General features: G+C 39.3%; 15 protein-coding genes. All 15 read right to left on the reverse strand.

Translation table 11 applies throughout. The features are described from left to right. Window positions 1–50: 50 nt before the first annotated feature. The 15 genes from PGR09_RS10050 to PGR09_RS10120 all read right to left on the reverse strand — a co-directional run bounded on the left by PGR09_RS10050 (window position 51) and on the right by PGR09_RS10120 (window position 22,142). Complete coding sequence (locus PGR09_RS10050) at window positions 51–1,826, reverse strand: type I secretion system permease/ATPase (protein ID WP_045391820.1); 1,776 nt, start codon at window positions 1,824–1,826, stop codon at window positions 51–53. 251 nt (window positions 1,827–2,077) lie between these two features. Further along, window positions 2,078–4,681, reverse strand: coding sequence for a beta strand repeat-containing protein (locus tag PGR09_RS10055; protein ID WP_315711196.1), 2,604 nt, complete (start codon window positions 4,679–4,681; stop codon window positions 2,078–2,080). A 507-nt stretch (window positions 4,682–5,188) separates the two neighbouring features. Further along, on the reverse strand, window positions 5,189–6,250 hold the full coding sequence (locus tag PGR09_RS10060; protein WP_315711197.1) for a glycosyltransferase family 4 protein: 1,062 nt from the start codon (window positions 6,248–6,250) through the stop codon (window positions 5,189–5,191). Window positions 6,251–6,405: 155 nt separating this feature from the next. Beyond that, window positions 6,406–7,812, reverse strand: a complete 1,407-nt coding sequence (gene gndA, locus PGR09_RS10065) for an NADP-dependent phosphogluconate dehydrogenase (RefSeq protein ID WP_045391829.1) — start codon at window positions 7,810–7,812, stop codon at window positions 6,406–6,408. A gap of 219 nt (window positions 7,813–8,031) precedes the next feature. Further along, a complete protein-coding gene (locus PGR09_RS10070) occupies window positions 8,032–9,183 on the reverse strand; it encodes a glycosyltransferase family 4 protein (RefSeq protein WP_315711199.1) in 1,152 nt (383 codons plus the stop codon). An 82-nt stretch (window positions 9,184–9,265) separates the two neighbouring features. Next, on the reverse strand, window positions 9,266–10,639 hold the full coding sequence (gene cpsG / locus PGR09_RS10075; protein ID WP_152691906.1) for a phosphomannomutase CpsG: 1,374 nt from the start codon (window positions 10,637–10,639) through the stop codon (window positions 9,266–9,268). A 16-nt stretch (window positions 10,640–10,655) separates the two neighbouring features. After that, window positions 10,656–12,077, reverse strand: coding sequence for a mannose-1-phosphate guanylyltransferase/mannose-6-phosphate isomerase (locus PGR09_RS10080; protein WP_047046485.1), 1,422 nt, complete (start codon window positions 12,075–12,077; stop codon window positions 10,656–10,658). A 55-nt stretch (window positions 12,078–12,132) separates the two neighbouring features. Then, entirely contained in the window at window positions 12,133–13,122 is a 990-nt protein-coding gene (locus PGR09_RS10085) for a polysaccharide pyruvyl transferase family protein (RefSeq protein ID WP_047078094.1), read from the reverse strand. 1 nt (window position 13,123) lies between these two features. Next, window positions 13,124–14,665 carry a membrane protein gene (locus tag PGR09_RS10090; RefSeq protein ID WP_047056503.1) on the reverse strand — a complete coding sequence of 514 codons (1,542 nt, stop codon included), beginning with the start codon at window positions 14,663–14,665 and terminating at the stop codon, window positions 13,124–13,126. Between the two features lie 61 nt (window positions 14,666–14,726). Beyond that, window positions 14,727–15,710, reverse strand: a complete 984-nt coding sequence (locus PGR09_RS10095) for a glycosyltransferase family 4 protein (protein WP_315711200.1) — start codon at window positions 15,708–15,710, stop codon at window positions 14,727–14,729. A 17-nt stretch (window positions 15,711–15,727) separates the two neighbouring features. Then, entirely contained in the window at window positions 15,728–16,774 is a 1,047-nt protein-coding gene (locus tag PGR09_RS10100) for a glycosyltransferase (protein WP_315711201.1), read from the reverse strand. Window positions 16,775–16,886: 112 nt separating this feature from the next. Further along, on the reverse strand, window positions 16,887–18,314 hold the full coding sequence (wbaP, locus tag PGR09_RS10105; RefSeq protein WP_315711202.1) for an undecaprenyl-phosphate galactose phosphotransferase WbaP: 1,428 nt from the start codon (window positions 18,312–18,314) through the stop codon (window positions 16,887–16,889). An 81-nt stretch (window positions 18,315–18,395) separates the two neighbouring features. Further along, a complete protein-coding gene (locus PGR09_RS10110; RefSeq protein WP_430916102.1) occupies window positions 18,396–20,552 on the reverse strand; it encodes a polysaccharide biosynthesis tyrosine autokinase in 2,157 nt (718 codons plus the stop codon). A gap of 16 nt (window positions 20,553–20,568) precedes the next feature. Further along, entirely contained in the window at window positions 20,569–21,003 is a 435-nt protein-coding gene (locus PGR09_RS10115; protein ID WP_430916103.1) for a protein tyrosine phosphatase, read from the reverse strand. A 2-nt stretch (window positions 21,004–21,005) separates the two neighbouring features. Beyond that, complete coding sequence (locus PGR09_RS10120; RefSeq protein ID WP_213797619.1) at window positions 21,006–22,142, reverse strand: polysaccharide export protein; 1,137 nt, start codon at window positions 22,140–22,142, stop codon at window positions 21,006–21,008. Window positions 22,143–22,182: the final 40 nt, after the last annotated feature.

Consider the following 22,182-nt stretch of genomic DNA (forward strand, 5'->3'; position numbering starts at 1 on the left):
TCCCCCCTTTAACAACAGATAGTTGCAGCTATTATTTGAGAAGCCGTTTTTTAGTTTATTTGTGTTTTAGGGGGTGCCCCGTTGCCGTCATGCGATTCATTATTAACTGCATGCATTGCCTGTTGCTGTGCTGACTGAGTTCTCTGAGCATTATTCAAAGCCTGAAGTACCTGCTGGGTGGTACCAAATGCGTTAACCTTACCAGTGACTAACAATAACAACTTACTGGTCATTGAAAGCAAGTTAGTTCGATGCGTAATCAGTACCACCGTTTTTTTCCGCTCTCTAAGAAAGGCAATAGCCTTATTAAGAGCTAATTCGCCAGCGTCATCCAGATTAGAATTAGGTTCATCAAGAACAATCAACGAGGGATCGCCATATAAGGCCCTTGCAAGACCAATTCGTTGCTTTTGACCTCCGGAAAGTCCGTTTCCTCCGTTGCCAATAACTGAGTCATAGCCATGTGGAAAACGTAAAATCAGTTCGTGTACCCCTGCCAGTTTCGCGGCAGCAATCACTTTCTCAGCATCGACATCATTAAATCTCGCAATATTCTCCGCTATGGTTCCGGCGAACAATTCAATGTCTTGTGGTAAATAGCCAATATGGGGGCCCAGTTCATCTTTATTCCACTGATAAATATCTGCGCCATCCAAACGAACAATTCCTTCACTAACCGGCCAAATCCCAACTAATAATCGTGCCAGGGTCGATTTTCCGGATGCACTAGGGCCAATAATGCCAAGCACATCACCCGCCTGTAAATTAAATGACACAGCGTGTAGTACCGGTTCACCCTGCGCGCCCGGCGGTTTCGCAGATACATTTTCTACGCTCAGTACTCCTTCAGGCTTCGGTAGAGACATCCCGGTGCCACGGGGTGGATTACTATCGAGTAACTTCACCAACCGGCCATAAGATAGTTTTGCCGAACTCCAGCTTTTCCAGACGTTAATCACTTGTTCTATCGGAGCAAGCGTTCTTCCCATCAAAATAGAACCTGCGATCATCATCCCCGGAGTAATATGGCCATCAATGGCCAACCAGCCCCCCAGCCCGAGCACCAAAGATTGCAAGGAAAGACGCACAAACTTTGTAATAGAATTGATACGTGAAGCTCGTTCGCTCGCGACTCGCTGACTGTTCAGAAATCGTTGATGTAAACTAAACCATCGTCCCTTGATATTTGGCAACATTCCTAATGCTTCTATAACTTCCGCATTACGCAAGTTGGTGCTGGCAAGACTTCCTGATTGCAACGCAAGCTTACTCGCTTCAGCCAATGGTTCTTTTGAAACTATTTCATTCACCACGGCCAACGCTATCAGTATTAGTGAGCCAATTAATGCAAACAACCCCAACCAGGGATTAAACAGAAAAATGACCAACAAATAAATCGGGAACCAGGGTGCATCAAAAAAAGCAAAAAGCGCGCTGCCGGTCAAAAACTGACGCATGTTAGTAAGATCGTTAAGCATTTGCCCGGCATCAGCAGATTTGTTTTTGAGATTATCTTCGTATGCTGCGGTATAAATACGTGTATTTAAACGCATATCTAGCTGTGCGCCAATCCGTATTACCACCATGCTACGGACGTACTCCAGCAATGCCATCATACCAAACATGGCAAGCATGATAAGGGTTAGCATCAGTAGAGTAATTTCATTACCAGAGGGTAGCACCCGGTCATAAACCTGGAGCATATAAATCGAAGGTACTAACATTAAGATATTAATGAATGCGGTGAAAACACCAACTGTCCAGAATATTTTACTGCGAGTGCGTATTACGTCCGCAATTTCATTGCGCGGTAAATAGTGCTCCACTGCTTTTTCCCTTAATTTTGTGTACCTTCAGCCACACCTCTACCGACAGTAGAGCAATCAGATCCCAACAACTCAGGCTGGAGATATTTATAATATATAGATAGGAAAGTACTAAAATATCAAGCTACCAAAAAAAATATTTTTAAATCCATACGAAAATTAATGTTAATAAAAGCACGACAGAGATCACAATAAAAAGGGGAAGAGTGACCTCCCCCTTTCTTTATAAAACATCCATCACATCACGCTACTTAAGCGTAGTGCAAAGTATCAACCAACTGCTGATGGGTTTGCCCGTTGAGATACACTACTGTATCGTTCGCATCCAGGGTATGGTCGTTGTTGTTATCAATGATCAAATAGTTACTGGCTTCATGAGAGTTATCAGTCCAGATGACTGACGCCACACCAACTTTCGCAGTGAGGTCCCCACTACCACCGATACCAAGGATTTGACCTAACAGACCGACAACGCCGCCAACCACACCACCAACCAATGTACCTAATAACGAGTCAACGACATCAGTCGTACGTACACCATAATCAGCTACCTGGGTATGCGTGACATCATTGTTAATAGTCAGACCTGAGGCGGTGTCAAAAATGCTATCTTTACCACTATTAAAATCTGAAATAGTCACACCAGAGTTGACGGTGCTCGCTTTCAACTGGTAAAGGTTCGCGCCGTCACCACCTGAAACAATGGTGTTACCGAGAACCTTAAAGGTGTCCGTAACGCTAGTTCCTTGAACCGATAAGTTATGCCCGCCACCTAACCCCAACAGATTAATAATCGTTGTTGTCACGCCTGCTGCGGGAAGAATGGTAAGGAGTTGATAAAGGATCCCTTTACCAGTTCCCCCCACATTAGCATCCAAATTCAATCCTGCGGAATTTGCTGAAGCATTGATAGTCTCCAGGTTGCCGTAACCTGTGCCTACCGTCAGATTAAGCAAATGGTCTCCAGTAACATTAATTGTCTGTACTTGACTATTGGTTCCCGCCAGCGCAATGCTGTTTGCAAAGCTGCCTGTACCACCAGAACCAATATTCAATGTTGTCAATGCGGTACCAAGTAGCGAATTACTGCTATTAAGGGCCAGTGCTCCCGCATTAATATCGCTATTACTGGTTGCTGTAAAATTAACATTAAAGTGATCCGTGATATCCTGTCGGAATGTAATATCGACACTACTTGCCGCAGTCGCGTTACCTGTGACTTCAAGTTGCGCGGAATTGCCACCTGCAGCATTAATCACATGGACGTTACTTGCCAGACCCGATAGCACAAATCCTTGTGAGCCGACTGTTGAAGTTCCAGCCTGGGTGATATTTGTCCCAAGAGTACCAGTCAAACTCGATTCGGTGGTTGCATTACCCGTTAATACGCCAAAGTCAAATGTATGGGCCTGCGCAGTAGATCCAGAACTAACAGTTGCCTGCCCTACATAGCCAGCAAGATCCAGCTTTTCGAAGTTACTAAATTGCGCGGAGTTAGAAGTGATGACCGCAGTTCTGTTTAGAATAGTCCCACCCATAACGACATTTTTCGTAATAAAGTTAGCCGAAATGGTATCAATCCCAGCTCCACCATCAGCGGTGACAGATGTGCTCACCGTATTTGCCCCGCCAGTAGAGTTACCAGCCCATTTCAGCGTATCGTTACCCGTTCCGAGGTTAAACTTAGCCGTGGCGGTAGTCATATTAACAAGGTTACTCACAAGAACATCATCAGCGCCGGAACTGGCATTGAGGATCACGCTGCCGTTGTTAACAACGATGTCCACTCCAGGGTTTACCCCATTATCGGACAGGTTAACAGTGGCTGCGCTTGAACCATTAATGGTGAGATTAGCCAAATGATCCGCGAATTTGAGGTTAACGGTGCTCGCCACGTTAGCATTGAGTTGCGCGTTAGTCAGAACCGCAGTTTCAGCATTGGTGAGCTGATGGCTGGCATTAGTGTTAACAGTACCTGTCGCGTTGCCGCCTGCGGCGCTGGCGCTGAGGACTGCGCTGGTTTTATAAAGTAGCCCGGTGCCAATCTGGTATTCAAAAGCATGCTGATTGGTTACAGTTGCCGCATCTGTAGCCGTAGAACCGCGTAAATCGTTAATGATTGCCTGAGTAATGGTTGCCTTATTGGTACCAAGAGCGCTGTATTGCGCTAAAACCGCTGCGCTAGGCGCGACGCCGTAAATTCCTTGATAAACATGTGTGATAAAGGCATCACCAGTTAAGTTAGATCCCTTGCTTTGAAACTCGGAAGATGCGATTAATTTTGTCAGTAATGAACTATATGTATTCCCACCGGTGGCGAGATAATTAGTCCAGTCGCCAAGCCCACCCATATCAACTGAACGGCCAACTAAAGAAATGTACGCAGCTTCGACTTGCTCCTTGCTACTTAAAGCAACGCTCCATGTATTCCAGTTCGCTGAGCCATAGTCTTTGTACATGACTTTATTCAGTGCATTATCAAAGCTATTTTGTGCAGTTAGCGTCGCAGAATCGAATCCTGTATAATTAAGAACGCCATTAATTACATTATTAAGTGCAGCATTTAAATTTGAGCCTGTTAAAAAGGTTTGGGCGACACTATCTGCTGGGGTACTTCCCCAAATGGACGCATAGACAAGTTTAACTATCTCAAGGTCAGTTTTGCCAGAATACAAAGTCTGACCCGCTGTGGATGCTAACAGGTTAGAAATATATTGTTCTTGGCTAATCGCCCCCGTACGAAACTGGCCTGCTACGGCATCATAGGTGGAAGCCGTCGTATAGGTGTTTTTCCCAAGAATTGCAAATTGTATAGCTGCAACTGCTTTTTGTGTGAGTAGCACTTGAGTAACCATTTAAGAATCCTCAAAATTTCGTATCAGGAGCAATCCAGGCCCAGAGTTATTGGGAGTACATTGGAAGCGTTTGCATCAGCATAGATGCACCTTCCCCTTAATAAGAAAAGTCTAAAAAAATCACACCGTCAACACGCCCGAATAAAAAAATAAATCACGAATAGTTTCCATAAGTTATACAGCTATAAATTAAAACCAGAGCTTCCCTCCCCCCACTAAATTCAGTAGGGGAAAACGCAAGAAGGATAAATTCAAATTAGAAACAACAAATACCACCACTTATAACAAGGGTATTTTACATGTTAACAGAATTGCGGAATTTTTTGAGGATAGGGCCAGAGGATGGTGTAGTAAATGCAGGCTTAGCAGATGTAGCCTAATTGAGGTCAGAGCAAGTCAAGGCGGGTAAAATGTTAATTAACTGAAATAATTAACACCATTATTAATAAAGCAACTTTGTTGACAATGAATAACGTGTAACACACTCGAGAGTGTATAGTGAATAAGCTATTCAACTTTAGTAATAAGCATATTCAGTGTTTCAGCGGAACGTTCCCAGGAGTATCTCTGCACATTTTCTTTACCTTTTCTAATCAACAAGTTACGGTCTTCAACGCTGTTGTTTAATTTTATGATAGCTTTGATAAGCTCATATTTTGAGTCTGGATCAAAGTACAATGCACTATCACCTAAGGTCTCTTTAAGGGAAGCTCTATTTGAAGAAATAACTGGGCAAGAGCATGATTGAGCTTCCAGTGGGGGTATACCAAATCCTTCATAAAAGGATGGAAATATAAAAGCTTTTGCACCTTTATATAATGAAATAAGTTCATCATCAGATACACGCCCTAAAAAATCAATTCTTGGATCATTAGTTTTTATATTTACACAATTAAACACTGTGTTCCTGTCACCTATTATCTTCAAATTTATATTTAAATCTGCAGATAGTATAGTTTCAATAAGACCATGAATATTTTTATGATGATTAACCGAAGATACAGTCAGGAAGTAGTCGCATCCACGAATCTCATTAGTCTTAACCATACTGTCATGTGGTTTAAAAAAATTATTACTCACAGCATTCGGAATGATATGAATCTTACTGGCATCACAATTATAATAATTTACTAGCTCACTTTTAGAAAAATCACTAACCGTCACTATTAATTTAGAGTTCTTTAGTAAAATAGGGGTTAATAATGAATATAACCATCTGAAGCCAAATGAAAAGCTTTCTGGGTAACGAATATAAGTAATATCGTGTTGCGTAATAATCTGCCTTTTGAAAAGCAAAGGACCAGTGTTGCATAAGTTGATTAGCATGCAATCTTTATGTTTTTTTAAAAAAAGAGGTAATGTGAATTGTTCCCAGAAATGGCCTCTACCCCCTGAGATTTCTTTAATATTAAAACCTGAAATGTTATAGCTTTTATCAATGGCGGAGATATTGGGTACCAAGACCACAACATTATGTCTCAATTTCGATAACCGAAGAGTCATTTCATAAGCAAATCGCTGCACACCGGTAAGTTTTTGAGTAAGAAAACGACCATTAACATAAATCATTAGCGACCTACTTGAGGTTTATTATTATAAGACACTCATTATGACAGGATTATAAATTGAAAAAAACCATTTTCGAACAAAATATAATATCTAAACAGATATAGATAAAAAAAAGCCCTGTAAAAACAGGGCTTAGAAAGCAAATCTTTACTAACTTAGTTAATCCATTCAGTATGGAACACACCGTCTTTGTCAGTGCGCTTATAAGTATGTGCGCCGAAGTAATCGCGCTGAGCTTGAATTAGGTTCGCTGGCAAAACAGCAGAGCGATAGCTGTCATAATAAGCAATAGCAGCTGAGAATGTCGGAACAGGGATCCCATTTTGCACCGCATAAGCTACGACATCACGTAATGCCTGCTGGTAATCATCAGCGATCTGTTTAAAGTATGGGGCTAATAACAGATTGGCTATTTTATCATCCTGATTATAAGCATCGGTGATCTTCTGAAGGAACTGAGCACGAATGATGCACCCTGCACGGAAAATTTTAGCAATTTCACCGTAGTTGAGATCCCAATGATACTCATTCGAGGCAGCTCGCAACTGAGAAAAACCTTGGGCGTAAGAAACAATCTTACCTAAATATAATGCTCTACGGACTTTCTCGATAAATGCAGTTTTATCACCGGCAAGTTTAGCCTGTGGGCCCGTCAAGACTTTAGACGCTGCAACACGCTGCTCTTTTAGGGACGAGATATAACGAGCGAAAACTGATTCCGTAATAAGGGACAAAGGTTCGCCTAAATCGAGAGAACTTTGGCTTGTCCACTTACCGGTGCCTTTATTCGCGGCTTCATCAAGAATAACATCTACCAGATAGTTACCTTCTTCATCTTTCCTGGTGAAGATATCTTTTGTAATATCAATAAGATAACTGCTTAGCTCACCTTCATTCCATTTGGTGAAAGTTTCCGCCAATTCGTCGTTAGAAAGATTTAAACCACCTTTCAACAATGCATAGGCTTCAGCGATAAGTTGCATATCACCGTATTCGATACCATTATGAACCATCTTAACATAATGGCCAGCCCCATCAGCTCCGATGTAAGTTACGCAAGGTTCACCGTCTTCCGCAACAGCAGCAATTTGTTTAAGAATTGGCGCAACAAGTTCATAAGCTTCTTTTTGACCACCCGGCATAATTGAAGGGCCTTTCAACGCACCTTCTTCTCCGCCGGATACCCCTGTCCCGATAAAATTGAACCCTTCAGCAGAGAGTTCACGATTACGACGGATAGTATCCTGGAAGAAAGTATTACCCCCATCAATAATGATGTCGCCTTTTTCCAGGTATGGCTTAAGAGATTCAATAGCACTATCAGTGCCGGCACCGGCTTTAACCATCAACAGGATGCGTCGAGGGGTTTCCAGAGATTCAACAAACTCTTTCACTGTGAAATAAGGGACTAATTTTTTGCCTGGATTCTCAGCAATAACTTCTTCAGTCTTTTCACGGGAGCGATTGAAAACAGAGACGGTATAGCCACGACTTTCGATGTTGAGCGCAAGGTTTCGGCCCATCACCGCCATACCAACAACCCCAATCTGTTGCTTGGACATTACTTACTCCTGTCTGGTGTGGTCACTGCGACAAGTTCGCAGTTCAAATGTGATGTTTATATTAGCTCAAAGCCTGTATGACGTATAGTGTAAAAATGTTCACAAATTAAGAATGGCAGTCATAACCCATTGAAAATTATTGGTTTTAATTCTGCCTTTTAATACCATTACCGCAACAAAAGCCAAGTGGCACAAAATTGCTTAGTTTTTATTCATTTATTAATAGATAATTTTTTTGTTTTCCACAAATTCACAATATTTAGAATTGACGTATTCAGAAATTTCCTGATTAAACCGCTCGGTTGAAAATTTTAGCGCATGAGCACGACAATCATTAGGAAGAATTTGATCCTGCATAGTTTCAAACTTTTGGACAGCATCAATGACAGAACCTATATCCTGTTTGTCAAAAAGGATACCTGTTGGATTATCTACACCAAATGGTCTTACTGTTTCAAGTGAACCACCTTTGCCAAACGCAATAACAGGCGTCCCACAAGACTGCGCTTCAACAGGAGTAATTCCAAAATCTTCTTCTGCCGCAAAAACAAATGCTTTAGCATTTCTCATATGTTCTTGCATGACTTCATTTGATTGATAACCCAGGATTTCAATGTTAGACGTGGCTTTAGACTTTATCTTTTGCATTTCCGGCCCATCACCAACAACAACAAGTTTACGGTTTGGCATGTGACTGAAAGCCTCAACTATCAAATCAATACGCTTATATGGAACAAGGCGTGATGCGGTAAAGTAATAATCTTCTTTAGCTTCATTCAGAAGAAAGCGATTGACATCAACAGGCGGATAAATGACATCAGCCTCTCGCCCATAAACTTTTTTAATCCGCCGCGCGATAAATTGTGAGTTAGCAATAAAATGATCAACGCCATTTGCAGTACGGCAGTCCCACATGCGCATTTTATGCAAAATCAATTTTGCAATCATTCCTTTGACTCCATGATCTAAACCTGCTTCCCGTAGATATTGATGCTGGAGATCCCATGCATATCTTATAGGGGAATGAACATAACTAATATGCAGTTGATCGGGCCCCGTCAAAACCCCTTTAGCAACAGCATGGCTGCTAGAAAGAATGACATCATGGCTGGATACATCAAGTTGCTCAATCGCTAATGGCATTAAAGGAAGATATGTTTGATATTTTTTCTTCGCTTTTGGGAGGCGTTGAATGAATGTTGTGGTTATTTCTTTATTCTGAAAGTATTTTTTATTTTCAGAGGAAAGAAAATCCACAACAGAATACAAGTGTGATTCTGGATATGATTTAATAAGTTCCGCTACTACTTTTTCAGAACCAGCATAAGTAATAAACCAATCAGCAACAATACCAACATTTAAATCGCGCATAAAAATCCATCGTACATTTATAATTTAACATGCAAAATATAAAGGTGCTCCAGATTTGAAAAGCACCTTTAGCAATTTAAATTTAAGCCCTTAACAAGGCTAAAATCTCTGCAGTTTTTTCTTTCATTAAAGTAACATCACTTCTGGATTCCACATTTAAGCGAACGACAGGCTCAGTGTTAGAACTACGTAGATTGAAGCGCCAGTCCGCAAACTCAAGGCTTATACCATCCGTGTAATTAATATCAAGAGCTTCATTCTGATAGCGCTCAAGAACCCGTTTGATCGAGGATTGTGGATCGCTAAGGGAGCTGTTGATTTCTCCAGAGGCAGGATAAGCTTGCATCCGTGCACTAACTAATTGGTTTAGCGTTTTATCCTTGATACAGAGTAACTCAGCGACAAGGAGCCATGGGATCATTCCGCTATCGCAATAGGCAAAATCGCGGAAATAATGGTGGGCACTCATTTCGCCGCCGTATATTGCATCTTCTGCACGCATACGTTCTTTAATGAAAGCATGACCTGTTTTAGACATCACAGGAATGCCGCCAGCATTCTTTACAATATCAATTGTATTCCAGCTTAAACGCGGGTCATGAATAATACGAGAACCAGGATTCTTTTCAAGAAATGCGTCAGCCAAAAGACCAACAATATAGTAGCCTTCGATAAAGTTACCCATATTATCGAACAGGAAGCATCGATCGAAATCACCATCGAATGCAATTCCCATATCAGCATTATTTTTTATGACAGCGTCAGTAGTATCTTTTCTACACTCTGGTAATAATGGATTTGGTATACCATTTGGGAAGGTCCCATCGGGTTCATGGTGCACCTTTATAAATTCAACAGGAACATTATGTTTTATAAAGCGCTTCTCAAGGGCATCAATAACATGACCTGCGGCGCCATTACCAGAGTTAACAACTAATTTTAGCGTTCTATTGATATTATGAAGATTGATATAGCTCAATAACTTATCAATATATGCATCTAATACAGAAATGGATTGATAACTACCTTTAGGCTGCGATGAATTTATAGCAAAATTATTCTCTTCGGCAAGACGCTGGATCTCCCTTAGCCCAGTATCACCACTGATTGGCTTTGAGTTCTCGCGGACGAGTTTCATTCCATTATAATCAATTGGGTTATGACTGGCTGTTACTTCCACTCCGCCATCAACGCCGAGGTAAGATGTAGCAAAATAAATCTCCTCAGTACCCGATAAACCAATGTCTAAAACATCAGTACCAGCATCCTGCAATCCTTTGGCAAGGGCAAGTTTAAGGGATTCACTAGTTAGTCTAACATCGCCTCCGACAACCATTTTTTTAGGCTTAAGATACTCACCATATGCACGACCAATACGGTATGCGATGTCCTCTGTAAGTTCCGAGCCTAACTTGCCGCGAATGTCATACGCTTTAAAGCAGGTTAATAATTCCATCATTTTCCCCGTTTAATCAAATTCCATAATGATCTTTTAGACGAACAATATCATCTTCACCTAAATATGAACCAGATTGAATCTCAAGGATTTCAAGATCTATTTTCCCTGGATTTTCCAGCATATGAGTCGAACCAGCAGGAATAAATGTTGATTGGTTTTCAGTAAGCAAAAACTCACGTTCGTTTAAGGTAATCTTCGCTGTTCCTGATAATATAATCCAGTGCTCGGCCCGGTGGTGGTGCATTTGCAAAGAAAACTTACCGCCCGGTTTAACTGTAACTTTGTTAATGTGATATTTAGTTGTATTAACCACTTTATCACTATGCCCCCAAGGGCTATAGGATTCACGGTGGATCCTATACTCTCTACGCGAAGTCATTTTAAGATGTTCAACTACACGTTTAACGTCTTGCACCTGTGATTTATCTATAACGAGCACAGCATCTTTGGTGCTGACTACTACCAGATTGTTAACCCCAACGGCAGCTACTAGTTGTTCTTCGCTATTTATATAACAGTTAGAAGAATCATGAACAAAAACATCCCCGGATAGTGAATTACCTTGACCATCCTTATCGTTGACTTCCCACAGTGCTGACCATGAACCAACATCATTCCAACCTGCATCCAGTGGTACTACAGATGCAGATTGCGTTTTTTCCATTACAGCATAATCAACTGACTCATCAGGGCAAGCAATAAAAGCATCTTTATCAACACGAATAAAATCACGTAAAGAATCGGTATGCACAGTCTGCATTGCCTTTTTACATGAGCTAAGAATATCTGGACGGAACTCATCCAACTCTTGCAGAAAGCGTCTTGCTCGAAACATGAACATACCGCTATTCCAGTAATATTCACCGCTGTCCAAATATTCTTGTGCTGTATGCAAGTTAGGTTTTTCAACGAAACGTTTTACATCATAAGCTATATGATTATCGAAATGTTCTTCGTTACCACGCTGGATATAACCATATCCCGTTTCAGGGCCAGTAGGCACAATACCAAACGTTACAAGCTTCCCTTGATTTGCATAAACTACAGCGCTGTTGATTGCAGCTTGAAAAGCATCGTTATTCTCAATAACGTGGTCCGCGGCCAAAACAAGTAGCAATGGATCATCATCATCATGTGCTACTGCGTGTAATGCAGCAAGTGCAATTGCTGGAGCCGTATTACGTCCAATTGGTTCAAGGATAATGTTATTAGATAGCTTTTCGATTTGACGTAGTTGTTCTGCGACTAAAAAACGATGTTGTTCGTTACATATCACAATAGGTTCTTTAGTCTCTAAACCATTAAGGCGAGTAATTGTCTCCTGAAGCATTGATTGCTCGCCGTGTAAACGTAAAAACTGTTTTGGATATAGCTCTCGCGACATCGGCCATAAACGACTACCAGTACCTCCAGCCATTATCACTGGGAGAATCATGACTTAACCTCATTTAATATATTTACAGTTCGATAAAGAGACATTTAGAATAAAATTACACAACAAAACTTCTGCATTTATCCGCTAATTCATTAGCATATTGTTCATGCAATGTTTTATTTTTAATAATAGTATTCATACCTATTTTCTTACCATCAAATTCGAAGTTAGCAGTCGCATTGGCATTCATATCGACGTCAATTCTATTAAAGAAGTCAAATAATCCATCGAAACGGCAGTTATCAACTTTATTTTTAAAACCACCATTTACAAAAATAACTGGAGTGCCCATAGCCAGGCATGGAAGAGCAGTATGAATCCTGGAGGTTACTACCAGTTTTGCATTAGCCAATTTCCTCAGAAAATCATCGGCTAATTTAAAACCTTCGTCAGCGGAAAGGTACGGAATGATCTGTTTTTCATGTTTAGCATGCTTGAGTAATTCACTATCAAAAAACTGGTTTAGTACTTTGCTTCTATGATTAAATTCAAATGCCCGACCATTTAGCAAGCGTTTTCCGAAACGTAATGGTTGGCTCATTAACTCTGGTAATGACATTGAGTCATACATCACATCGATAAAATAAATATCATCAGTAACATTATCCCGTTTATATTTATTCCCCAACGTAAGTGTCATACAGCCTGAGTAATATGCATCAATCCCTTTTGAGATCAGCAAATCACGAGTGTAAAAATCACGGCAACCTATCGGCGCATGTTTTTTAAAGTGCTCAATACTCGCAGGTGTGAAAATTTTATCTACAATAGTAGAGTTAATATGGATTGACACATATAAAGGAGTTATATCTTCAGATGGCGGAAAGTTTTCTGGTATATCCATATACCACGCATTCATGATCATTTTTACTTTATTACCACTATAAGTATTCATATGATCTCGTGGTATATACTCATTCACGCAAGGTAAAAACTGGCGTGCTGCTGTACTTTGTACATAATCACCAAGATTGATCCAGTTTCTTTTGACATAGATGTCACTTTCGTACGTCAGGACGCCATATTGAGTATTGTTTACTTGCATGTTATTTCCTACCTAATTTTTTCTTTATTAAAGATGTTAAATATTTTCTTTCTGAACTAATTAGCACCAAATAGAAAAAGAGTATAGCCACTGCGATTGTGTTTAAGGCGATTAGAAGCAGTAATCCTAAAAAACCTACAGGAAGTACGGTGTTAATGTAAAATGAAATTGCAAATGATATTACAGAAACAGAAAATAAGCGCGGAAAAATATTAAGGAAAAATATTTTACTATTTAATCCAGTTACTTTTTCCACATACAAAACTCTGAACATAAGCATTGCAACTGCACAAAGTATACGACTCGACACCGCCACAACCAATGCAAAACCCAAAGAGTAAAGAGCATATGTTAATACCAAAGTTAAAAGCATTATTAATGATGCTATTAACTGATAGTTCCGCAACTTTCCCACTGCATATGCTACGGTAACAAAAGGTCCTGATAGAGAATCAATGATGACATACAGTATGACAATTCTTACCAACACCACCAAATGCTCTGGAACTTGTTTCAACCATAAGTTAATAACAAAAGGCGCATCTACAAAGGCGGGTACTGCTGCAATCAGTACGATAAAGCCAGTCAACTTGCAGGATAAAGATAGAAGAGACGAAACCTCTTCGTGATTTCCAGTTGAATGCTGCTTTATCAGTTGAGGATTGAATGCGGTTTGCAAAGTACCTATGACACGGTTAAAGGCAATCAGCACCTGCTCCGCTAACCAAACAGAACCATTTGCCACAACTCCGACAAAGAAATATGTCAGGAGAGCAATACCTTGAGAAAGTCCGACTAAACTCAATGAGCCCATCATGGACCAACTCGAGAAGGATAGTATTTCCTTGAGCAGTTCTTTATTTTCTTTGAAACTTACCTTTACAGTACATATATCTATTTTCTTAATGCAACTAACAAAATAGACAAAAAACACTGATATATATCCAAAAAGCAAAAATGCAGCATACCATATTAATTTCGAGTCGAATTCGAACAAGGTAAATAAATACACCATGCCCCAACGCTGAATAGCATCAAATATCCCTATCTTAGCAAACAAATCCATCTTTTCAGTTGCAATTAACGCAGCGATAAATGGTGTTTGCATGATCTGAATAAGCAGAGATATGACAGACAACTGGTACACCCAAAATATTTCTGTCATACGCTCAACAGGAACTCTTAATTTATAGATTAAGAACCATAAACCAATTGTTTCAGCGAGGAATAAAACAGCGCCACATATTATAAAATGGACCAATATACTTGTCGAAAAGACTCTTTTAGTCCAGGAAAAGTCCCTTCTACCTAAACCAACTGACAGGAACCTTTGAGTTGCCAAAGCTGATACGTTTTGAATGAACGAAAATAAAACGATAATACTGCCAATAACACTGTAAAGCCCAAAGTCATAAACCCCAAGCGCATTTAAAACTAAGCGTGAGGTATAAAAAGTTGCAAACATTATTAGTAACATCCTGCCATAAAGCATGAATGTGTTCTTTGCAACTATCTTTTTATTTGTAGCGTATTTTTCACTCATTTTTACCAACATTATCGTCAACACAGAAAAATTTCATTCTTGTTTTACGATTTCTATACTCTCAACTACTTGTTAGATACTTATTAACAAGTTCTGCGGTAGCACTCCAGGAATATTTACCGACCTGTTTTGAGCCTTTACTAATGAGTTGGGTTTTAAGTTCAATATCAGAATGTAATTTAGATATTGCAGTTGCTATTTGCTGTATATTCTCAGGGTCAACTACAAGTGCTGCGTCGCCAGCAACCTCACCGAGGGAGGTTGTTTTGGAGGTAATTACAGGTATACCACTTGCCATTGCCTCAATAACAGGGAGACCAAATCCTTCATAGAAGGAGACGAAAATCAATCCTTCTGCACCACGATAAAGCTCAGGTAATTCTTCAGTTTTGACAAAACCAGTAAATACAACCCTATCAGTAAGCTCATTGATTTCAATGAGAGTCGCTAACTCATCGGTTTTCTTGCCAGTAAAAACAAGTTTTACGTTTTTAGGGATATCTGCTCTGGCAAACGCCTGAATTGTTCCAACCTCATTCTTATGACTTTTCCTGTTACTGACACATAAATAATAAGGATATCCAAAATCTTTCTTTTGTCCATTTGGTCGAAAATCGTTGGATACTCCATTCCCTACATTTACAACTTTTTCAGCAGGAACCCCGGACCATTGGATGATTTTTTGGCGAGAAAATTCGGAAACAGTAAAAATATACTTAGCTTTTCGACATCCTCTTTTTATAACAACCTTATAGAATATTTTTTTTAATAGACTCGAATTTTCAGGACGCTCCAAATGATTCAAATCATGGATTGTAAACACAAATGGTATTCTGGAAAATAATGGAGGAATATAGCCTGGAAAAAAAACTATACCCTCACGCATCTTCAGCATCTTTAACGATGTTTTTATGCAATCAACAGGGCTGAATGGTTTGCCGGTGAAACCCGCACTCTTATAATTTGTTATTTTATTAATTTCTTCAGCAAATGTTCCGATTCCGCCTGAACCTGACCATCGGTCATCAATTAGAATGTTTTTCATATATTCCTTGATACATTTCAGTGGTTATTTATTATAGTCTGGATCTTTTTAGCCAGCGCCGCAGCTTCAGAGTCACGACTTCCTGGCTCATATAAATTTGTGGGAGGAAGAAAATCAATCATTCCATCACGTGCAGGGGCGATAATCGGGATATTGGCTTGCTTTGCTTCTAGCATCAGAAGCGGCACCCCTTCAAACCGAGATGGCAAGGTAATAAGATCAACATCCTTGCTATACTCCCATACATTTGGCTGCCAGCCATAATAATTTACTCTAATATTATTATGTGAACATCCTGTTATAGTTTTCAGCTTCTCAAGATCAGGACCATCTCCAATAACCTTAAGCACTATTTCTTTAGAGGTCGAAATAGAATTTAACGCCTGAAATAGAATATCTTGTCCTTTTTGTCTAAATGAAACTCGTCCTGCCATTAAGATAGTAAACTTATCCTCATCTTTCTTATAGATATATCCCTTACCTCTAATGTATTCTATTGGTAACTTAGATGAAAAGTTATGTAATACTCTAACTTTGGCATTTTTGTTTTTAAGGGAAATCTGTTCGGCAAAAACTTTACTAATCGTAATATAATTCTCGCACTTCTTGTAAACAAATTTCGATAATATGTCTTTTAACCACCCTAACTTGCTTCCCATCAAACGAAAACTATGCGCATAAGGTATATAACTAACTAAGTTTTTGACTCCCGCAGCCTTCGAAGTATTAACAAATACAGAGCCTAACTCAATATCACCTTGCACAATGATAATAGTTTTATGTTTCCCCTTCAGAGATACTAGTAGTTCTTTAGCTTTTTTTCGAAAAGGATAATTAAAAGTAGAATGAAGTATTTCAAATTTTTTATGTAACACTTCATGATTCTCATATGCAATATTATGATCAGTGAGAATTTTTTTTAACGCTATATTATCTGAAGGGACAAAGCATGCAAACCTAAACCCTTTATTTCTAAATTTATTTAAATGAGCAATCGTCATCAATTCATGACCACCGACGATTGCTGCAGTAAATACGACAGCGATTACTTCTTTTTTATTCATAGATAGTCCATGGACAATGCAGTTCGCATACTACCCATTTGTTAATAATTAAAACACTATTTAATCTGTAAGTAATATGCGAAACTTTTTTATTTTTCACCTTTAAGATGATTTAATATGCGCCATCTTTTTTTAATACAACACCTATAGTTTTAAAAAGGATGGCTATGTCGTTCCACATAGACCAGTTTTTAACATACCATGCATCCAAATAGACACGAGTATCATAATCAACGTCACTCCTGCCACTCACTTGCCATAGTCCTGTCATTCCAGGTTTACTAAGTAAATAATAATCGACTTCTTCGTTATATCTTTCTAACTCTGCGGTAATAATAGGGCGTGGGCCCACCAGACTCATCTCCCCTTTTAAAACATTAAACAATTGAGGGAGCTCATCAAGACTTGTACTACGTAAAAATTGGCCAATTTTGGTGATTCTGGGATCATTTTTCAATTTAAATGTTGCATCCCATTCGGTTCGAGCTTCTGGATCGCTCGCCAGTAAGTTATCCAGGACCTCTTTTGAGTTAACTACCATTGATCTAAACTTCAGGCATTTGAAAGGCTTACCATCTTTCCCAACGCGCTCATGACCATAAATAGCAGGACCGCCATCCTTTTTAACTTTATTATATATATAAAGTAAAAGTGGAGATAAAATTAGAATAATACCCATCGAGCCGAATATATCAAACCCTCGTTTAATAATTCGTGAAGATAATTTAGCCAGATTCTGCTGTACTCTAAATATCATAACTTCATGGCTAAATATGAATGACATATCCGTACTATCTAATGGTACGCCCCGTAGGGTTGGGATTACCGAGACAAAACGATACCCTTTGATCATAAACTCGCGAAGCCAAGAATTACGAATATCACCTTGATTGGCCTCTACCGCTACGATGAATTGTGTTCGTTTGTCTATTCCATTCAACCATTCTTTTTTTGCGAAAATTATTGGAATGTTGAGCTTTGCAATTTCTAAATTATCTGTTCGGGAATCTGCGATAAATCCTATGATATTCAGGCCTAAGTTCTTTTCACTGTTAATTGCATTAAATGCTTCAATCGCATTCTTACCGTTCCCAATGATCCAAGTATCACGCAACCACAAACCTAATTTATCCAGAACTTTTTTTGTTATCATCCTAAAAAGAGGCACGAGAAGTGCCGCTAAAAGCCATGTTAAAAGCCAGACATAACGAGAAAAATACCACTTTGCAAAAGCAATAACTGCTAATTCAATTACAGCAAAGATTACTAAGGTTCTCAATATTTCTTTTAGCTCATACCAAAAAGTCTTACGATAAAAATAATGCCTAAGTCTCACTCCAAACCAGATTATGCAACATGCGCCGAGTAACCAATGGAGAGCAATCCAACCATCAATTTGATCATCAGGAACCCTATTTTCGAAATTAGGGAGAGTAACTGATAATATAGCCAATGAAAGATAAAGCGAAAGAACAAAGCCCAGCAAATCGGCTACACCTAGTGCAATGCTGCAACTAATATTTTTCTTTAATTGGGTCATATATCCCTCTAAATATGTAAACAAGCGCACATAGGTAATACAATCGGCCCTGCCGTGACAGGACCGATTAATCAAAATGTATTACTTTTCTTTATCGGAATAATTATATCCATAATGATTATAACCGTATCCATAGTAACTACTTGCTTTTTTTACTACTCCATTAAGAATACAACCTTTTATTATTAATCCACTTTGCTCAAAGCGACTAACACTTACCGATATTTCCTTAGGCGTATTGGCTTCAAATCTTGCAACTAAAAGGATTGTACCTGCATAATGACCAATGATTGCGGCATCAGTAACAGCAAGAATTGGCGGTGTATCAATAATGACTAAATCATAATTTTCTGATGCCCACTGGACTAACTCTCCAAAACGTGGATGCATCAATAATTCAGCAGGATTTGGTGGAACTTGTCCTCTACCAATATAATCAAACTCACCGCCAGGTACTTTTTCAACTACATTTTCGACCTTAATCTGTCCAGAAAGAATTTCTGATAAACCTTTCAATTGCTTATGGCCTAGCATTTTATGGACATAACCTTTGCGTAGGTCAGCATCTATAAAAAGTACCTTCTTATTTGTTAATGCAATAACTGCAGCTAAATTAGTACTAACAAATGTTTTCCCTGCATTAGGACTTGCGCCAGAAATCATTAAAACATTGTTCCTGGACTCCATCATAGCAAAATGTAAGCTAGTTCGGAGACTTCGAATAGCCTCTATTGCCAAATCAGCTGGATTCTCAACCGCTAGTAATTTTGCAGATTCATTTTTCTTTTTCTTGCCAGCTTTAGATGATTCTTTTGCTAACCATTCCGAGATAGGAATGCTTGCATAGACATTTATTCCAAGTTCCTCTAACTCTTCAGGAGATTCTATACCTCTACGTAACAGTACTCGTAGTAGTACCATACCAACTGATAGAAACAGACCAATAATCACACCAACTAAAACAACTAATATTTTATTTGGTTTAACAGCTTTTGGATCAATAACTGCATTATCAATAATACGAACGTTTCCAATAGCACTTGATTTGGCTATATTAAGTTCTTGTTGTCGGTTTAGAAGTTGCATATACACAGCCCTTCCCGACTCCACGTCTCTGCTCAACCGTAATACTTCTTGTTGGGTTGAAGGCATGGCATTTACGCGTTTATTAAGTTTATCTTTCTCTTGCTGAAGGGTTTTCCTCTTCTCCATAAGAGCTTTATATGTTGGATGTTCTTTTGTATAAAGTTGAGATATCTCAGCTTCTTTAAAAGTCAATCCATTAAGTTGGTTATCGACATTAACAATCTGGTCAAGTACTGATTTTGCCTCCATTGTGAGATCGACAGAGTCTTTTTGTTTTCGATATGCGTTTAATTTATCTTCGGCACTATCCAATTCAGCACGTACTTTTGGTAACTGAGTGCTGAGAAACTCAAGACTTTTTGCATCCTGGGCAGCCTGTCTAGCGACATTCTGTGATAAATAGTTATCGCTAATACTATCTAACATTCTGACGAGTAAAGCCGGATCATCACCTGTCAAGGTTAGCCCTAACATTCCTGCATCTTTACCTTGGTCTACAGCTACAAATGCACTTTGAAGATTATTAATTGCCTGAAGTCTAGTTAAATACTTAATTGAAAATTCGGTCCCAGATGGTGCGTCAATGGCTTGCACCAAAATTGAGATATATTTATTCTCAAGCAATTCTCCAACAACACCGTTTACTAAGAAATTCTCACCTTGGACAGTATAGTGATTATTGTCTTTTACAGTAAGGATCAATTCAGGTGTTTTTTCTCCATTATTTTCAGAAAGGTACAAGCGATTAATATTTAACTCACCTGGTTTTTCACCAAGGATCCGGGCTATACCACGGCCGATCCCCGGGAAATATTTCTGCTCAACTTTTGCCTGCAGATTAAGATCATCTACAGTTTTACCCAATATCATTCTTGACTGTAATAAGATGATTTCTGGGGCTGATTGCGGCTGGCTATCAGGCAACATTTGGCTCAAACTATCGATAAGAGCATTACCCTGTTTTTGTTCAACTTGAATTAGTGCATTAGCTTGGTAAATAGGCGTTGCCAATAGAGCATACATTACAGCCAATACTGTAAAACCAGCAGTAATAGCTATAATTAACTTCCGATGATCAATTAACTCGCCAACCAAACGTCCAAAATCAATTTCACCGTTATCTTGAGATGTTTTGTTATTTACTGATGTCATGCAGACGATTCCTGAATTATCTACCTAGCTTTTCGGCCCAAAGTCGGCAACCTTGATCAATTAACTGAAATACTAATTCGAATGCCTCATCACTTTTCCTATAAGGATCCGGTATTTCCTTTCCATCCAACCAATGACCAAGGAGCATAGTTTTTCCCCTGACCTCAGGCGCAATTTTCGTCACCTGCTCTAAATGAACGCTTTCCATAACTAAAAGTAAGTCATACTGGCGTCCCAGGCTCGAGGTAAATTGCCTTCCTTTATGCCCATCAAGAGACAAACTATGTTTTTCTGCCACTCTTACAGCTGCCGGGTCGGCAGAATGTCCTACTAATGCCCCGACACCTGCTGAATCAATTCTTCTATTCGGCAAAGCATTACGTAATAATCGTTCACCAATTGGGGAGCGGCAAATATTTCCAGTACAAATTACCAATATTGAATTAAACATATTTATGGCCAAGTTTTGATATAGCGTACGGTTTCAGTTAAATCATGGACACCGCTAATAGTCGGTACAAGCTGTGAAATTACGCGATTCCAACGTACAAGAGGAGCTGTTGTAACATATACAATATCATATGGTTGCAATTGGAATTCAGTACCTAAAACCATCGCTGAGGCATCTTGGGCATTAAGTTGATAGATGTTGGCGATCTTACCTTGTTTATCACCTTTTAATTGTCTTATGACAAATATGCCAGTTGCATCACTCATAGCCTGAACTATACCTTCGGCATTTCCCAATGCCTCTGCAAGTGTCATACCACTTCTATCCATTTTCATGGTACTTTGTTTGCCGACCTCACCCATAACGAATACTTTCAAATCATCGTTTCTAGGAACAAATAAAATATCCCCAGGATACAGCAAATAGTTTTGGGTCAAATCACCTTTTTGCATTAGAGCATACAATGATATTTTGGTATCTTTTCCATTATGAGTTAAAACAACATTTCTCCAATCTGCATCCTCAGCTAATCCCCCTGCTGCATTAATTGCATCCATCACAGTGAGAGGGATATTCGTGATAGCTTGTTGGCCGGATTTAGCGACTTCGCCTGTAACATATGCCTTTTGTGAACGGAATGCCGCGATACTAACATCAACTTGCGGACTTTCTATATAAGTCGTCAGTCTGCTTGCGATATCTTGACGTACTTGGCCTAGTGTTTTGCCTGCAACTTGGACCTTACCGATGTAAGGATAAAAAATTGAACCATCAGAGTTTACCCAGTTACCTGTATCGCTAGCGCTCCGGTATTGCCCCGCAGGAGTAGTTAACTCAGGATGATCCCAAACAGTAACCATTAATACGTCACCTACTCCAATTCTGTATTCATAGTTTTTAAGTAGGTTATCTAACTGAGGGTTTGAACGAGCCATCACAGGTTCAGGTCGTAATTGATCAACTATCCCTGGCGTCATTGGATATACGTTCACCAATTTATCCAGGTCATAATCGCTATCCGGAAGTTCAACTACATTTTTGCGTAAGCTGTTCAGCCCCTGACCCGGAACAATAGTACACCCTGTCAAAAAGCTAATTGCCAATGCCACTGCTGAAACCCTAACAATTTTTTTCTTCATAATGTCACATCATCAATAAACCAAATTTTTCAATTACTGA

Origin of the sequence: Klebsiella sp. 141251 (genome assembly GCF_050600725.1) — a bacterium.
Lineage (GTDB): Bacteria > Pseudomonadota > Gammaproteobacteria > Enterobacterales > Enterobacteriaceae > Klebsiella > Klebsiella aerogenes.

Bases quoted from the DNA above. Each gene is read 5' to 3' on its own strand.
- PGR09_RS10055 (WP_315711196.1), bottom strand. From the start codon at position 4,681: ATGGTTACTCAAGTGCTACTCACACAAAAAGCAGTTGCAGCTATACAA.
- PGR09_RS10060 (WP_315711197.1), bottom strand. From the start codon at position 6,250: ATGATTTATGTTAATGGTCGTTTTCTTACTCAAAAACTTACCGGTGTG.
- gndA (WP_045391829.1), bottom strand. From the start codon at position 7,812: ATGTCCAAGCAACAGATTGGGGTTGTTGGTATGGCGGTGATGGGCCGA.
- PGR09_RS10070 (WP_315711199.1), bottom strand. From the start codon at position 9,183: ATGCGCGATTTAAATGTTGGTATTGTTGCTGATTGGTTTATTACTTAT.
- cpsG (WP_152691906.1), bottom strand. From the start codon at position 10,639: ATGGAATTATTAACCTGCTTTAAAGCGTATGACATTCGCGGCAAGTTA.
- PGR09_RS10080 (WP_047046485.1), bottom strand. From the start codon at position 12,077: ATGATTCTCCCAGTGATAATGGCTGGAGGTACTGGTAGTCGTTTATGG.
- PGR09_RS10085 (WP_047078094.1), bottom strand. From the start codon at position 13,122: ATGCAAGTAAACAATACTCAATATGGCGTCCTGACGTACGAAAGTGAC.
- PGR09_RS10090 (WP_047056503.1), bottom strand. From the start codon at position 14,665: ATGAGTGAAAAATACGCTACAAATAAAAAGATAGTTGCAAAGAACACA.
- PGR09_RS10095 (WP_315711200.1), bottom strand. From the start codon at position 15,710: ATGAAAAACATTCTAATTGATGACCGATGGTCAGGTTCAGGCGGAATC.
- PGR09_RS10100 (WP_315711201.1), bottom strand. From the start codon at position 16,774: ATGAATAAAAAAGAAGTAATCGCTGTCGTATTTACTGCAGCAATCGTC.
- wbaP (WP_315711202.1), bottom strand. From the start codon at position 18,314: ATGACCCAATTAAAGAAAAATATTAGTTGCAGCATTGCACTAGGTGTA.
- PGR09_RS10110 (WP_430916102.1), bottom strand. From the start codon at position 20,552: ATGACATCAGTAAATAACAAAACATCTCAAGATAACGGTGAAATTGAT.
- PGR09_RS10115 (WP_430916103.1), bottom strand. From the start codon at position 21,003: ATGTTTAATTCAATATTGGTAATTTGTACTGGAAATATTTGCCGCTCC.
- PGR09_RS10120 (WP_213797619.1), bottom strand. From the start codon at position 22,142: ATGAAGAAAAAAATTGTTAGGGTTTCAGCAGTGGCATTGGCAATTAGC.